Genomic DNA, 14654 nt, shown 5'->3' on the forward strand with positions numbered 1-14654 from the left:
CCCCTTGACATCCGTGCCCGTGCATCCGATCCTACCGTTATTAAATAACCTTTCGTTAATAACCCCGGGAGAGTGCATGCCGGTCACCCTGGCCCTGGTCGGAGCGGGCATGCGCGGCTCGGACTACGGCCGCCGCGCGGTCCGTGACGGCCGCGCCCGCGTCGTGGCGGTGGCCGACCCCGTCGCCGAGCGCCGCGAGCGGGCCACCGCCGAGCACGGGCTCGGGCCGGACCAGGTCTTCACCGACTGGCGGGAACTGGCGGCGCTGCCCCGGCAGGCCGACGGCGTCATCGTTGCGACCCGGGACGGCGAGCACCTCGAACCCGCCGTCGCCTTTGCTGAACGCGGCTACCACCTGCTCCTGGAGAAGCCGATGGCGCCCACCGAGGCGGGGTCGGCGGCGATCGCGGCGGCCGCCGAGCGTGCCGGGGTGATGCTGGCGGTGTGTCACGTCATGCGGTACTCGGCCTACACGCGGGCGCTGAAGGCGCTGATCGACGCGGGCCGGATCGGCGCCGTCGTCAGCGTGCAGCACCTGGAGCCGATCGGCTGGTGGCACTTCGCCCACTCGTACGTGCGCGGCAACTGGCGGCGCGAGGACGAGTCCTCCCCGATGCTGCTGGCCAAGTGCTGCCACGACATCGACTGGCTGGCCCACGTCATCGGCCGGCCCGCCGCGCGGGTGTCCTCGTTCGGCGCGCTCACCCACTTCCGGCCCGAGAACCGCCCCGAGGGGGCCGCCGACCGGTGCCTCGACTGCGCGGTCGAGCCGTCCTGCCCGTACTCCGCGCCGCGCACGTACCTCGGCTTCGTCGGCGACCCCGACCGCGCGCACTGGCCGCTGAGCGCCCTGACCTTCGACACCTCGCCCGAGGGAGTGCGCGCCGCCCTGCGCGACGGGCCGTACGGCAGGTGCGTCTACACCTGCGACAACGACGTCGTGGACCAACAGGTCGTCACGATCGAGTACGAGGGCGGGGTGACGGCGTCCTTCACCGCGACCGCCTTCACCCCGATGGGGTTCCGCAAGACCCGGATCTTCGGCTCGCACGGCTTCATCGAGGGCGACGGCGTACGTCTCACGGTCGAGGACTTCGTGACCGGCGGCCGGGAGGTCGTCGAGACCGACGACGGGGAGGAGGTCTCGCTGGCCGGCGACCACGGCGGGGCGGACCAGGCCCTCGCCGACGCGTTCGTCGCCGCGCTGGCCGCCGGCGACCCGTCGCTGCTCCTCTCCGACGCCCGTACGTCCCTGGCGAGCCACCGGCTCGTGTGGGCCGCCGAGCGCGCCCGGCGCACCGGCACCGTCGTCTCCCTCACCGACGGCGCGACCCCCGCCCCCTGACACCCCCAGCACCCGATCCGACCCGCGGAGTTCCCATGAAGCACCGTTTCCCGCGCCGGAGCGTTCTCGGCGCCGTCCTGGCCCTCGGCCTGTGCGCCTGCGGATCCTCCGCGGGCTCCGACGACTCGGCCGGCGGCGGACCGATCACCTGGGCGAGTTTCAAGGAGCCGACCGGCACGCTCCGCAAGGTCGTCGACGACTGGAACTCCTCGCATCCGGACAAGAAGGTCACCCTGGTCGACCTGCCCGAGGCCGCCGACGCCCAGCGCCAGCAACTTGTGCAGAACGCCCAGATCAAGTCGACCGCGTTCGACGTCGTCACGCTGGACGCCGTCTGGACCGCCGAGTTCGCCGCCAACCGGTGGGTCGAGCCGATGAGCGGCCTGGACACCGGCGGGTTCCTCGCTCCGTCGCTCCGGACCGGCCAGTACCGCGGGAAGCTGTACGCCGCGCCGTGGCTCACCGGCGCCGGGCTGCTGTACTACCGGACCGACCTGCTGAAGAAGGCCGGCATCGCCCGGCCGCCGAAGACGTGGCAGGAGCTCACCGACGACTGCGCCAAGGTGCGCGAGTCGGCCGACATCGGGTGCTACGCCGGTCAGTACGACAAGTACGAGGGCCTCACCGTCAACGTCACCGAGGCGATCGGCAGCGCGGGCGGGCACGTCCTGGACGCCTCCGGACGGCCCGCCCTGAACACCCCGGAGGCCCTCGCCGGCCTGCGGTTCCTGACGGACGGTCTCAAGAACGGCCTGATCCCCGAGGCCGCCCTGACGTACCAGGAGGAGAACGGCCGGCGGGCGTTCGAAGCCGGCGACCTGCTGTTCCACCGCAACTGGGCCTACGTCTACTCCCTCGCCGGCAAGACCGACGGCTCCAGCAAGGTCGCGGGCAGGTTCGCGGTCGCGCCGCTGCCCGGGCGCACCGGCCCGGGCACCTCGACCCTCGGCGGGAACAACGTCGCGATCTCCGCCTTCTCCAAGCACAAGAGGACGGCCCTGGAGTTCGTGCGGTACGTCACCGGCGCCGAGGCCGAGAAGACCTTCGGGCTCGGCAGCGCCTACCCGATGTCCCGCGTCGCGCTCTACTCCGACCCCGCGATGGTCAAGGCGCAGCCGTACCTGCCGACACTGGCCGTCTCCATCCAGAACGCCGCGCCGCGGCCGGAGGCCGTCCACTACGGCGACGTCACGAGCGCGATCCAGGAGGCCGCCTATTCGGCCCTGCGCGGGCGGCAGAGCCCCGAGCAGGCCCTGTCCGGCCTCCAGGCCAAGCTCGGCCCGCTCACCACGGGCTGAGGTCGCTCCGGCCGGGAACCGGCGTCCCGGGCTACCGCCGCGCGAAGGCCCAGGCGTCCGTGACCATCGTCCGCAGGTCGCGTTCGGGCTTCCAGCCGAGCCGCTCGGAGATCTTCGCCGAGGAGGCGATCAGCACGGCGGGGTCCCCGGCCCGCCGGGGGCTCTCCACCTCCGGGATCTCGTGCCCGGTGACCTCGCGGCACACGTCGATCACCTCGCGGACCGAGTAGCCCGAGCCGCTGCCGAGGTTGAAGATCTCGTGTGTGCCCGGCGCGCAGGCGCCGAGGGCCAGCAGGTGCGCCTCGGCCAGGTCGACGACGTGGATGTAGTCGCGGACGCAGGTGCCGTCCGGCGTGGGGTAGTCGGTGCCGAAGACGCCGACGGACTCGCGCTCGCCGAGCGGAACCTTCAGCACGTTGGGAATGATGTGCGTCTCGACCGTGTGGCGCTCGCCGTGGCGCCCGTACGCGCCCGCGACGTTGAAGTAGCGCAGGCTGACCCCGCCGAGGCCGTACATCCGGGCGTACTCGGCGAGCGTCGTGTCGATCGCCAGCTTCGAGGCGCCGTACGGGTTGGTCGGGCGGGTCGGGTCGGTCTCCAGGATCGGCGTCCGCTCGGGTTCACCGTAGGTCGCGGCGGTGGAGGAGAACACGATGCGCGGCGTCCCGTGGGTGCGCATCGCGTCGAGCAGGGCCAGCGACTCACCGAGGTTCTTGTCCCAGTAGAGGCCCGGCTTCTCCACCGACTCGCCCACGAGGGACTTGGCGGCGAAGTGCAGCACGCCGTCGAACCCGGCGGCCAGCGTCTCGTGGGCCGTCTCCCGGAGCGTGCCCCGGACCAGCCGCGCGCCGTCCGGCACCGCGTCGGCGTGCCCGGTGGACAGGTCGTCCAGCACGACGACCTCGTGCCCCGCCTCCAGCAGCCGGGCCGTGACGACGCTGCCGATGTAGCCGGCGCCCCCAGTGACGAGAAGTTTCATCGGACCTCCAACAGGCATGAACGGGTACGCTTTCAGCTCTAGTCTTCCGAACAACCCACCTGGACATGGACGACCCACATAGTCTTAGGCGTTTCTCATGAGAGAAACGCTGGTGAGCGCCGCGATCGTCCTCGCGCTCATTCTTGTCGAGGCCCTCTTCGTGGCCTCCGAGATCGCTCTGGTGTCGCTGCGCGACAGTCAGGTCCGCCGCATGGGTGAGACCGGGCGGCGCGGTCAGGCGGTGGCGAGGCTCGTCAGCGACCCCAACCGCTTCCTCGCCGTGGTGCAGATCGGTGTCACGCTGACCGCGCTGCTGTCCTCCGCCTACGGCGCGATCACACTGTCCGAGACCGCCAAGAAGGCCCTGGTCCGCGAAGGCATGTCGGACGGGCTGGCCGGGTTCATCGGCGTCGTCGGCGTCACCCTGATCATCTCGTACGTCACGCTGGTGGTCGGCGAGCTCGCGCCCAAGCGGCTCGGCCTGCAGCGGGCCGAGGGCACCGCGATGATGGTGGCGCCGTTCCTCGACCGGATGGCGAAGGTCTCGCGGCCGGTCATCTGGCTGCTGTCCAGGTCGACGAACCTGGCGGTGCGCCTGCTCGGCGGCGATCCGGAGACCTCCCGCGAGGCGATCACCGCGGAGGAGATCCGCGCGCTGGTGGCCGGCACGACCGAGATCGACCCGGACGAGCGGAACCTCATCGAGGAGGTCTTCGACGCCGGGGAGCGGCAGTTGCGCGAGGTGCTGGTGCCGCGCACGGAGGTGGAGTTCCTCGACGCGTCGACGCCGCTGGCCAAGGCCGCGCGCACGACCACCGGCAGCCCGCACTCGCGCTACCCGGTCTACCGCGACTCCCACGACGACGTCATCGGGTTCGTGCACGTCCGTGACCTGCTGGATCCGCAGCTCGCGGGCCGGTCCACGCCGGTCGGTGAGCTGGTCCGGCCGGTGCTGTACCTCCCGGCCAGCAAGCGGGTCCTGGCCGCGCTGTCGGAGATGCGGCGCGAGGGGCATCACCTGGCGATCGTCGTCGACGAGTATGGCGGGACGGCGGGGATCGTGACCCTCGAGGACCTGGTCGAGGAGCTCGTGGGGGAGATCCGCGACGAGTACGACGTCGAGGACGCCCACGCCCGCCGGCTGCACGGCGGGGCGCTCGAGGTCGACGGACTGCTCAACCTCGACGCGTTCGCCGACGAGACCGGCCTGGAGCTGCCCGAGGGGCCGTACGAGACCGTGGCGGGTTATCTGATGGCCGTTCTCGGGCACCTGCCCCAGGTGGGGGAGAGCGCCGAGGTGAACGCGTACCGCCTCACCGTCAGCGAGGTGGACGGCCGGCGCGTGTCGCGGGTCCGCCTCACCCCGCCGCCGACCCCACCGGACGACGCCGACGAAGCCTGAGAGAATCCAGCTATGCCCATCGAGCCCAGCCCGTCCGCACCGCGCCCGCGGGTCCTGTCCGGCATCCAGCCGACCGCCGACTCGTTCCACCTCGGCAACTATCTCGGCGCGCTCCGTCAGTGGGTCGCCCTGCAGGACACCCATGACGCGTTCTACTTCATCGCCGACCTGCACGCGATCACGGTGGAGCAGGACCCGGAGGCGCTGCGGCGGCGCACGCGGGTGGCGGCCGCGCAGCTGTTCGCGATCGGGCTGGACCCGGAGCGCAGCACGCTCTTCGTGCAGAGCCAGGTGCCCGAGCACGCGGAGCTGCAGTGGGTGCTGTCCTGCATCACCGGGTTCGGTGAGGCCGGCCGGATGACGCAGTTCAAGGACAAGTCGGCCAAGCAGGGCACCTCGGGCACCTCGGTGGGCCTGTTCACCTACCCGGTCCTGCAGGCCGCCGACATCCTGCTCTACCAGCCGGACCAGGTGCCGGTCGGAGAGGATCAGCGGCAGCATCTGGAGCTGACCCGCACGCTCGCGCAGCGGTTCAACCACCGGTTCGGCGAGACCTTCGTCACCCCCGAGGCGTACATCCTGAAGGCCGCCGCGAAGATCACCGACCTGCAGGAGCCGACGGCGAAGATGAGCAAGTCCTCGTCGTCCCCGCAGGGCATCGTCGACCTGCTCGACGAGCCGGGCCCGCTGCGCAAGAAGATCATGCGGGCGGTCACCGACACCGGCACGGAGGTCAAGGCCGACGAGGAGAACAAGCCGGGCGTCACCAACCTCCTCCGGATCCACTCCGCGCTGTCCGGCACCTCCATCGAGGACCTCGAGCGCCACTTCGAGGGCCAGGGGTACGGCGCGCTCAAGAAGGAGCTCGCCCAGATCCTCCTGGACACGTTCGAGCCGATCCGGGAGCGCACCGGCAAGCTGCTGGCCGACGAGGCGCAGCTGGACCGGATGCTCGCCGTCGGCGCCGATCGCGCCCGTGAGGTGGCCCGCGAGACGATGGAGACGGTTCGCGGCCGGGTGGGGTTCCTGGGCCGTGCCTGACGCCGAGGAGCGAACGATCGGGGTGGCCGTCGCCGTCCCCGATCCGTACGGTCCCGAGCTGCAGAGCCGCCGCGCCTCGTTCGGCGATCCGCTCGCCGCGGCGATCCCGGCCCACATCACGCTCGTCCCGCCGACGCGGGTGCCGGTCCTGATGCTCGACGACATCGACCGGCACCTGCGCGGCGTGGCGCTGGACGAACGCCCGTTCCGCATCCACCTGCGGGGGACCGGGACGTTCCGGCCGGTCTCGCCGGTGGTGTTCGTCGCGCTCGCCGAGGGCATCGGCGACTGCGAGCGCCTCGAGTACAAGGTCCGCCGCGGTCCGCTCGCCGCGCCGCGGCTCTTCCCGTACCACCCGCACGTGACCGTCGCCCACCATCTCCCGGACGAGGTCCTCGACCAGGCGTTCAAGGAGCTCGCGGCGTACGAGGCGGAGTTCCCGGTGGACGGCCTGTCGCTGTACGAGCACGGGGTGGACGGCGTGTGGCGGCCCCGTTGGCACTTCCCGTTCGGCGGCCGCGCATACCGTTCATGATTGCTCACTCCGGGTGAATCTTCTCGCCGGGCCGGGGTAGTGCCCCACCATGGCGCCGGTGATCAGCGGGGTGCAGCGGGGGGTCTCCTCCGCCGAGGAGCATTTCAAGGCGTTCCTGCGCGGGCTGCGGGCCCGATGGAGATGGTTCGACCACCTCGGCCGCGCCTACGACCGCTATCAGCGGTACCGCGGCGACCGGATGGCCGCCGCCCTGACCTTCTACGGCTTCCTGTCCTTCTTCCCGCTGGTCGCCCTGGCGTTCGCCGTGATGGGGTACGCCGTGGCGGTCAGCCCCGGCGCCCGCGACTACGTCACCAAGGCGATCTTCCAGCTCCTGCCCGGCCTCGCCGACAAGCTCCCGGTCCAGCAGATCGCCGACGCCAAGGCCGGGGCCGGGGTGTTCGCGCTGCTCGGCCTGTCCTGGAGCGGCCTGGGCTGGGTCGGCGTCTGGCGCGAGTCCCTGCGCACCATGTGGAAGGGTGACCCGGACTACGACGCCAACCTCGTGATCAAGAAGCTCTCGGACCTGGCCGTCCTGGTCGTCCTGGGGATGACTCTGCTCGCGTCCGTCGCGCTGTCCAGCCTGGCCACCTCGGCCACCCACACCGTCCTCCAGCGGACCGGCCTGGTCGACGTCCCGGGTGCCGGCACCGCCCTGCGGCTGGTGGCGATCGGCGTCGCCATCGCGGCGAACGTCCTGATCTTCCTGGTGCTCTTCGCCCGCCTCTCGGGCACCCGCGCGCCCTGGCGGCGGCTGCTGCGGGGCTGCCTGTTCGGCGCGGTGGGCTTCGAGGCGCTGAAGCTGCTCGGCACGTACCTCATCGGGCACGTGATGCGCAATCCGCTGTACGCGTCGTTCGCCGTGATCGTCGGGCTGCTCATCTGGATCAACGCGGTGTCGCGGTTCATCCTGTTCGCCGCGGCCTGGACGGCCACGCGCCGGGTGGTGCTGAACGTGGACGAGGAACCACCGACCCAGACGGAGAAGAAGTCCTGAGCCGAACTCAGTCGGTCAGCGGTTCGTCCGCTCCTCGCTCATCCTCGGTCTGGCGGCCGGTGCGGCGGGCGTCCTCCTCACCGGCACCGTCACCGGTGTCGTGCCCGGCACCGTCACCACCGTCGCGCCCGGCGTCCTCGCCGTTCCGGCCACGTCGTACCGGGTTCGGCGCGGTCTCCCGGGCGGACGGGGCCGCCGCGCCGAAGGACAGCGGGGCGCCCGCGACCTTGACGTCCCCCGGGTGCCGCAGCTTGAAGGACGGCTCGGTGTCCCCGGATCCGTCCGGCCCGTCCGGGGTCTCCGAGGTGGCGCCGGACGGCGGTCGTTCCGGGCCGAAGGCGTGGACGTGACCATCGACGGCCGATGGCGCGGCCACCGCCCCGGCGAGCGTCGCGCGCCGCCGTCGGCGCAGGCCGATGAACAGTCCGGTGACGATCGCCAGCACGGCCAGGCCGCCCCCGCCCGCCACGCCCAGTTTCGTCCAGTCGGGGCCGTCCGCCGGAGAGAGGCGGACCGTGGTGGGTCGCCTCGTCCCCGCCGGCGCCGGGGGCCTCTTCGGCTGCGGCGGCGGGATCGGGTCGACGAGCGTCCCGACCGCGCCTGCCTTCGCGCGCTCGGCGAATCCCCAGTCGAGCAGGGCGCGGGCGTCGTCCCAGAAGTCGGACTGGGCGTGCATCAGCGAGATGATGATCGTGTGGCCGTTGCGGGTGGCCGCGCCGACGAAGCTGCCGAGCGCGTGGCTGGTCCAGCCGTTCTTCCCGCCGATCATTCCCTTGTAGGGCCTGCCGACCAGCAGGTGGTCGTGCGTGCCGATCTCGTAGCCGCCGGTCTTCTTGCCCTTCTCGCGCTCCTTCTTGTCCGGCGGGGCCGGCCACTGGTACAGCGTCGCGCCGACGTACTTGCGGAAGTCGGGCAGCTTCAGGCCCTGCTTCATGATCAGCGCCAGGTCGTAGGCGGAGCTGTGCTGCTGGGCGAGCGTGAGAGGCGGGTCGTCGTCGAGGCCGTTGGGCGTACGGGCGACCGTGTCCAGGGCCTGGATGCGGTGGGCCTCGGCGTTCATCTGGTCGATGGACGGCTTGAGCCCGCCGTTCGCCTCGCACAGGGCGATGGCGGCGTCGTTGCCCGACTGCATCAGCAGGCCGTGGAACAGGTCGCGCACCGTGTAGTTCCACTTGGTGTCCATGCCGACCGCCGACCCGGACGCGTTCACCGCGTTCTGCGACGGCTTCATCTTCTTGGCCGGGTCCAGGCGCGGGATGAGCGTGATCGCCGTGAGCGTCTTCAGCGTGCTGGCCGGCCGGTACTCGCCGTGCGGGTTCTTCGCCGCGAGGATCCGCCCGGTCTCCAGGTCGGCGACGACGTACGAGGACGCCTGGATGTGCGGCGGTTCGGACACCCCGGACGAGTGGTCCCAGATGTAGCCGTGTTTGCTGAGCTCGGGCCCGCCGACGACCGCGTCGGCCCGTGCCGGCACGGCGTACAGCGCCGGCGCGACGGCACCGGAAAGAGTGATGAAGGCGATCAACGTTCGCATGGCGGTCCAACTGGAGACAGAGGTACGTGAGCGACACAGCGGGTGTACCCCCAATAATGAGGCGTGACGAGGCCCAATCGGTGTCTTGAGCCGTCTTGCCGCATTTGAAAGTTTCGAGTGGCTCATACTGGCCAAGAATTGGGCCGGTCATCCCGCCCGATCTACCGCGTTCCCTGCCACTTCCCAGGACCGGCCAGGGTGTGAACCAGGCCACCTTGTGGCCGCTCGATATCGGGGAGACGATCGGTCGTACGATCGCACCAGAGGGTGGGTGGGACTCGCAGGCCGCGCCGCCGAGATCGTCTTCGCACGCCGGTGGCCTCGATGGGAAGGTGATGGACGGTATGCGTTCGGAGTCGGGGCTGCCGATCGAACCCGTCTACGGGCCCGGCGCGCTCGAGGGGTTCGACGCCGCCGAGCGGTTGGGCGAGCCGGGCGCGTTCCCGTTCACGCGCGGGGTCTACCCCACGATGTACACGCAGCGCCCGTGGACGATGCGGCAGTACGCCGGGTTCGGCACCGCCGCCGAGTCCAACCGCCGCTACCACCAGCTGATCGAGGCCGGCACCGCGGGCCTGTCGGTGGCGTTCGACCTGCCCACCCAGATGGGGTACGACTCCGACGCGGAGATGGCCCGCGGTGAGGTCGGCAAGGTCGGCGTCGCGATCGACTCGATCGAGGACATGCGGGTGCTGTTCGACGGCATCCCGCTGGGCGAGGTCTCGACGTCGATGACGATCAACGCGCCGGCGGCCGTGCTCCTGCTGCTCTACCAGCTCGTCGCCGAGGAACAGGGCGTCCCGGCCGGCCGCCTGACCGGGACGATCCAGAACGACATCCTCAAGGAGTACATCGCGCGGGGCACCTACATCTTCCCGCCGAAGCCCAGCCTGCGGCTCGTCGCCGACACGTTCCAGTACTGCAGGACCGAGATCCCCAAGTGGAACACGATCTCGATCTCCGGCTACCACATGGCCGAGGCCGGGGCCACGCCCGTACAGGAGATCGCGTTCACCCTCGCCAACGCCAAGGAGTACGTCCGGGCGGCCGTCGAGTCGGGGCTGGACGTCGACGCGTTCGCCCCGCGCCTGTCGTTCTTCTTCGTCGCCCGCACCACGCTGCTGGAGGAGGTCGCGAAGTTCCGCGCGGCCCGGCGGATCTGGGCGCACATCATGCGCGACGAGTTCGGCGCGAAGAACCCCAAGTCCCAGATGCTGCGGTTCCACACCCAGACCGCGGGCGTCCAGCTCACCGCCCAGCAGCCCGAGGTCAACCTCGTCCGCGTCGCGATCCAGGCGCTCGGCGCGGTCATGGGCGGCACGCAGTCGCTGCACACCAACTCCTACGACGAGGCGATCGCGCTGCCCACCGAGAAGGCCGCGCGTCTCGCGCTGCGCACCCAGCAGGTGATCGCGCACGAGTCCGACCTGACCCGCACGGTGGACCCGTTCGCCGGGTCGTACGCCGTCGAGTCGATGACCGACGAGATCGAGGAGGCCGCCCGCGCCCTCATCGACCAGGTCGAGGAGATGGGCGGCGCGGTCAGCGCCATCGAGAAGGGTTTCCAGAAGGCCGAGATCGAGCGGTCGGCCTACCGTACGGCGCTGGAGATCGACGGCGGCGACCGGGTCGTGGTCGGCGTCAACCGGTTCCGTACCGAGGACGAGGAGCCGTACGAGCCCCTGCGCGTCGACCCGGCCATCGGCGAGGCCCAGGCCGAGCGCCTCGCGCGGCTGCGCGCCGAGCGCGACAACGACGAGGTCCGCCGGCGCCTCGACGACCTGCGTCACCTCGCGGAGAAGGAGGGCGCGCAGGCGTCCGCCGGTGACGTCTCGGCGGGTGACGGCAACCTGCTGTACCCGCTGAAGGAGGCGCTGCGGGCCCGCGCCACGGTCGGCGAGGTCTGCGACGCGCTCCGGGACGTCTGGGGCGTCTACGTCCCCGCCGACGCCTACTGAGCCGGAGGCGACCAGCAGACACTGGCCGGAGGCGACTCGAGCACTGAGCCGGAGGCGACCAGAAGGCGCTTCCACCCCCGGGAGCGAGGAGGCAGGCGATGAGTGGCGAGTGGCGGGCGAACATCGACGCGCTGGAACAGACGGCCCGTTCGATGAGCGCGCTGGGCGAGGAACTGGACACGGCCGACTGGGCTCGGCCGACCGAGTGTCCCGGCTGGTCGGTCCAGGACCAGTACGCGCATATCCTGGGGATCGAGCGCTGGCTGCTCGGCGAGGCCTCGGACGGCGAGCCGCGGACGGTGGCCAACACCGCCCTCGACGTGGAGGCCTTCCGCTCCTGGCCGCCGGAGAAGGTCCTCGACGAGCTGCGCGGAGTGATGGAGCGGCGGATCGCCTCGCTGCGGTCCGGCGCCGTCGACCTGGCCGAGGTCATCACGACGCCCTTCGGCCGGGACATGCCGTACGGCGATTTCATGGCGCATCGGGCGTTCGACGTGTGGATGCACGAGCAGGACGTACGCCGCGCGACGGGGCGTCCGGGCAATCTCGACGGCCCCGCCGCCGAGGTGAGCGCGCGGATCCTCGGCGGCCTGCTGCCGCTCGTCGTCGGCAGGCGGGCACGGCCCGAGCCGGGCCAGTCGGTGGTGATCGAGACGCCGGTGCGCCGCTGGTGCGTCGAGGTGGGCGCCGACCGCCGTGGCCGCTTCGCGGAGGAGCCGCCGGAGCCGACCGTACGGCTCCGCATGGACTGGGAGACGTTCTTCCGGCTCGGCGGTGGGCGGGTGGACCCGTCCGGCGCCGACGTACAGGTCACCGGAGACGGTGAGCTGGCCGGCCGGGTGCTCGCGGGCATGGCCGTAACGCCCTGAACGGACGTCCGAGCCGGTGACCGGTGATCACACTGGTCATTAGTGAGGATCGCGCATAGCCGAATCGGATGGCGCCGGTCGCCCGGCGGGTGCTCCAGAAGAGTCAACCGTGCATCGTGGGGCAAAGACCTCCCGAGACGGCACGCGGTCGGCGGCATGATGGGCATCGGATCGGGGCGGTTTCGGTGCTCACCCTCGGCACCCGACGTGCTGGCCGAATTCAGCCACGCGGGCGACATTAACCTGCAAGGATTGAGGGACGGAGGTTGGCCGTGGCCATCACGTTCAACGCCTCACGGGGTGCCACGCTCGGCATCGAGTGGGAACTTCAGCTCGTCGACGACCAGACGCGGCGCCTCCGCCAGGACGCCGGACAGGTGCTGGGGGCGCTGCCCGGGCTCAGCGAGGCCGAGCGCAACCCCAAGATCCGCCACGAACTCATGGAGTCGACCGTGGAGATCGTCACAGACGTGTGCCACACGGTCTCCGAGGCGCGCGCCGATCTGGCCGCCACCATCGCCGAGCTCCGTTCCGTCGCCGAGCCGCGAGGCATCGGGCTGGCCTGCACCGGCACTCATCCGATCAGCGACTGGCGCGACGCGGAGATGGCGCCCATCCAGCGCTACGCCGAGCTCGTCGAGCACTACCAGTGGCTCGCCCGGCGCATCCAGACGTACGGCGTGCACGTCCACGTCGGCATCCGCTCCGTGGACAAGGCCATTCCGATCGTCAACGCCCTGTCCGCCTATCTGCCGCACTTCCTCGCGCTGACCGCGTCGAGCCCCTACTGGTGCGGCCACGACACGGGGCTGGCCTCCAGCCGGGCGATCGTGTTCGGGGCGCTGCCCACCGCCGGCCCGCCGCATCGGCTCGCGGACTGGGCGGAGTTCGAGGCGTACATGGACACGCTGCTGCGCGCCCAGGCGATTCAGAGCATCAAAGAGGTCTGGTGGGACATCCGGCCGCACCCGGATTTCGGAACCATCGAAATTCGGATGTTCGATGGCATTCCGACCCTTCGTGAGGTCGGAATGGCCGCGGCACTCTGTCAATCACTCGTCGAACTCTTCGATCACCAGCTTGATCGCGGCTACACTTTGCCCAGCCCAGCCGCTTGGGTCGTACGCGACAACAAATGGCGCGCGACCCGCTACGGCCTGGACGCCATCGTGATCACCGACGATCAGGGCACCACCGCTCCACTCCGCGACGAGCTTTACGAACTGGTCCGGGAGCTGGAGCCGATAGCGGACCGGCTCGGCTGCGCCGAAGATCTGAAAGTGCTCTCCGACGTCCTCGACCAGGGCGCTTCGTATGAGCGGCAGCGCGCCATCGTCGCCGATGGCGGCAGCCTCGAGGACGTCGTCACCGCGGCTCTCACGGAATGCCGGGAGGACCGGTTCGTCAATTCACGGGAGGTTGAACATGCGGGGGATTGAACTCCCCGGTAAGGAGCCGGTGGGAGAAGGGCTCAGGCCGGCGCTCGACGCCTTTCTCGCGGAGAACGAGAAAGCTCTGATCGCTTTCCGCCGGGACCTTCACATGCACCCGGAGCTGGGCTTCGCCGAGCATCGCACGACGGCGCGTCTCATGGACGGGCTGACCGCGGTCGGGCTGCGGCCGGTGCGGCTGCCCAAGGGCACCGGCATCATCTGCGAGGTCGGCGCGGGCCCCGGGCCGGTGGTGGCGCTGCGCGCCGACATCGACGCGCTTCCCCTGGCGGATGAGAAGGACGTCGCCTACCGCTCGACGGTGCCGGGTGTCGCCCACGCGTGCGGCCACGACGTGCACACGACGGTGCTGCTGGGAGTGGCCGGGTTCTTCGCACGGCAGGCGGCGGCCGGGCTCCTGCCCGGCCGGGTGCGCCTGATCTTCCAGCCGGCCGAGGAGACGCCCGGGGGCGCCCTCGACGTCCTGGCGGCCGGTGGGATCACCGGCGTCGACCGCATCTTCGCGCTCCACTGCGATCCGCGCGTGGAGGTCGGCCAGGTCGGTCTCCGGGTCGGCCCGATCACCGCGGCGTGCGACAAGGTCAACGTCCACGTGGCCGGACCGGGCGGCCACACCGCCCGCCCCCACCTCACCGCCGACCTGGTGTACGCCCTGGCGAAGATCGTCACGGAGCTGCCGGCCGCCCTGTCGCGGCGCGTCGACCCGCGGTCCAGCCTCAGTCTGGTGTGGGGGCGCGTGTCGGCCGGATCGGTGGCCAACGCGATTCCGGACGACGGTATCGCCCAGGGCACGGTGCGCTGCTTCGACGAGGAGGCATGGCACTCGGCGCCCGAGCTCATGAAGACGCTCCTGAACTCGGTCGCCAGCGCGTACGACGTCAAGGCCGAACTGGAGTACGTCCGTGGCGTCCCCCCGACCGTGAACGAGAAGAGCAGCGTCGAGCTGCTCGGTGAGGCCGCGGCGCTGGTGCTCGGCGAGGACGCGGTGGTCCCCACGCCGCAGAGTCTCGCCGGCGAGGACTTCGCCTGGTATCTCGAATCGATCCCTGGAGCGCTCGCCCGTCTCGGCGTGGCCCCGCCCGCGATGGTCGGCGCCTACGACCTGCACCGCGGCACCTTCGACGTGGACGAGCGCTGCATCGCCAGCGGAATCCGGATGATGTCCGCGGTCACGATGCTCGCGCTCCGCGCCGGACCCCGGCAGCTCGATCCGGGGGTGATCGACGACGTCGCCATCGCCTGATC

General features: G+C 70.9%; 12 protein-coding genes. 10 read left to right on the plus strand and 2 right to left on the minus strand.

Features of this window, described 5'->3' with window-relative positions; translation table 11 throughout:
* Positions 1-76 precede the first annotated feature (76 nt).
* Both NE235_RS20840 and NE235_RS20845 read left to right on the plus strand, forming a co-directional pair.
* Entirely contained in the window at positions 77-1345 is a 1269-nt protein-coding gene (locus tag NE235_RS20840) for a Gfo/Idh/MocA family protein (protein WP_252805478.1), read from the plus strand.
* A gap of 35 nt (positions 1346-1380) precedes the next feature.
* Positions 1381-2643: an ABC transporter substrate-binding protein gene (locus NE235_RS20845; RefSeq protein ID WP_252805480.1), complete on the plus strand. Its 1263-nt coding sequence runs from the start codon at positions 1381-1383 to the stop codon at positions 2641-2643.
* A gap of 31 nt (positions 2644-2674) precedes the next feature.
* Here the strand turns inward: NE235_RS20845 and galE are convergent, their stop codons facing one another.
* Positions 2675-3622 (minus strand): UDP-glucose 4-epimerase GalE, encoded by a 948-nt coding sequence (gene galE / locus NE235_RS20850; protein WP_252805482.1) that lies wholly within the window; start codon positions 3620-3622, stop codon positions 2675-2677.
* Between the two features lie 97 nt (positions 3623-3719).
* Between galE and NE235_RS20855 the strand changes: the two genes are divergently transcribed.
* From NE235_RS20855 to NE235_RS20870, 4 genes are read left to right on the plus strand one after another with little or no spacing between them, the layout of a single operon-like run.
* Complete coding sequence (locus NE235_RS20855) at positions 3720-5024, plus strand: hemolysin family protein (protein WP_252805484.1); 1305 nt, start codon at positions 3720-3722, stop codon at positions 5022-5024.
* Between the two features lie 12 nt (positions 5025-5036).
* Complete coding sequence (trpS, locus tag NE235_RS20860; RefSeq protein ID WP_252805486.1) at positions 5037-6065, plus strand: tryptophan--tRNA ligase; 1029 nt, start codon at positions 5037-5039, stop codon at positions 6063-6065.
* The gene (locus NE235_RS20865; RefSeq protein WP_252805488.1) at positions 6058-6600 is read left to right on the plus strand and encodes a 2'-5' RNA ligase family protein; all 543 of its coding nucleotides are present in this window, start codon (positions 6058-6060) and stop codon (positions 6598-6600) included. Before trpS ends, NE235_RS20865 begins: the two co-directional genes overlap by 8 nt.
* Before the next feature lie 58 nt (positions 6601-6658).
* Positions 6659-7597, plus strand: a complete 939-nt coding sequence (locus NE235_RS20870; protein WP_252805490.1) for a YihY/virulence factor BrkB family protein — start codon at positions 6659-6661, stop codon at positions 7595-7597.
* A 7-nt stretch (positions 7598-7604) separates the two neighbouring features.
* Here the strand turns inward: NE235_RS20870 and NE235_RS20875 are convergent, their stop codons facing one another.
* Entirely contained in the window at positions 7605-9131 is a 1527-nt protein-coding gene (locus NE235_RS20875) for a D-alanyl-D-alanine carboxypeptidase family protein (protein WP_252805492.1), read from the minus strand.
* 344 nt (positions 9132-9475) lie between these two features.
* On the opposite strand from NE235_RS20875, the gene NE235_RS20880 reads away from it, so the two are divergent.
* The 4 genes from NE235_RS20880 to NE235_RS20895 all read left to right on the plus strand — a co-directional run bounded on the left by NE235_RS20880 (position 9476) and on the right by NE235_RS20895 (position 14652).
* Positions 9476-11089: an acyl-CoA mutase large subunit family protein gene (locus tag NE235_RS20880; RefSeq protein WP_252805494.1), complete on the plus strand. Its 1614-nt coding sequence runs from the start codon at positions 9476-9478 to the stop codon at positions 11087-11089.
* 98 nt (positions 11090-11187) lie between these two features.
* Positions 11188-11958 (plus strand): maleylpyruvate isomerase family mycothiol-dependent enzyme, encoded by a 771-nt coding sequence (locus NE235_RS20885; protein ID WP_252805496.1) that lies wholly within the window; start codon positions 11188-11190, stop codon positions 11956-11958.
* 272 nt (positions 11959-12230) lie between these two features.
* Positions 12231-13397 carry a glutamate--cysteine ligase gene (locus tag NE235_RS20890; RefSeq protein WP_252805498.1) on the plus strand — a complete coding sequence of 389 codons (1167 nt, stop codon included), beginning with the start codon at positions 12231-12233 and terminating at the stop codon, positions 13395-13397.
* Positions 13384-14652: an amidohydrolase gene (locus NE235_RS20895; RefSeq protein WP_406567610.1), complete on the plus strand. Its 1269-nt coding sequence runs from the start codon at positions 13384-13386 to the stop codon at positions 14650-14652. The genes NE235_RS20890 and NE235_RS20895 overlap by 14 nt, the downstream gene beginning before the upstream one ends.
* Positions 14653-14654 lie beyond the last annotated feature (2 nt).

The sequence above is a fragment of the Actinoallomurus spadix genome (genome assembly GCF_024055725.1).
GTDB lineage: Bacteria > Actinomycetota > Actinomycetes > Streptosporangiales > Streptosporangiaceae > Actinoallomurus > Actinoallomurus spadix.

Excerpts from the sequence above, each read along its gene's own strand:
- NE235_RS20840 (WP_252805478.1), top strand. The coding sequence starts at position 77 with ATGCCGGTCACCCTGGCCCTGGTCGGAGCGGGCATGCGCGGCTCGGAC.
- NE235_RS20845 (WP_252805480.1), top strand. The coding sequence starts at position 1,381 with ATGAAGCACCGTTTCCCGCGCCGGAGCGTTCTCGGCGCCGTCCTGGCC.
- galE (WP_252805482.1), bottom strand. The coding sequence starts at position 3,622 with ATGAAACTTCTCGTCACTGGGGGCGCCGGCTACATCGGCAGCGTCGTC.
- NE235_RS20855 (WP_252805484.1), top strand. The coding sequence starts at position 3,720 with ATGAGAGAAACGCTGGTGAGCGCCGCGATCGTCCTCGCGCTCATTCTT.
- trpS (WP_252805486.1), top strand. The coding sequence starts at position 5,037 with ATGCCCATCGAGCCCAGCCCGTCCGCACCGCGCCCGCGGGTCCTGTCC.
- NE235_RS20875 (WP_252805492.1), bottom strand. The coding sequence starts at position 9,131 with ATGCGAACGTTGATCGCCTTCATCACTCTTTCCGGTGCCGTCGCGCCG.
- NE235_RS20880 (WP_252805494.1), top strand. The coding sequence starts at position 9,476 with ATGCGTTCGGAGTCGGGGCTGCCGATCGAACCCGTCTACGGGCCCGGC.
- NE235_RS20885 (WP_252805496.1), top strand. The coding sequence starts at position 11,188 with ATGAGTGGCGAGTGGCGGGCGAACATCGACGCGCTGGAACAGACGGCC.
- NE235_RS20895 (WP_406567610.1), top strand. The coding sequence starts at position 13,384 with ATGCGGGGGATTGAACTCCCCGGTAAGGAGCCGGTGGGAGAAGGGCTC.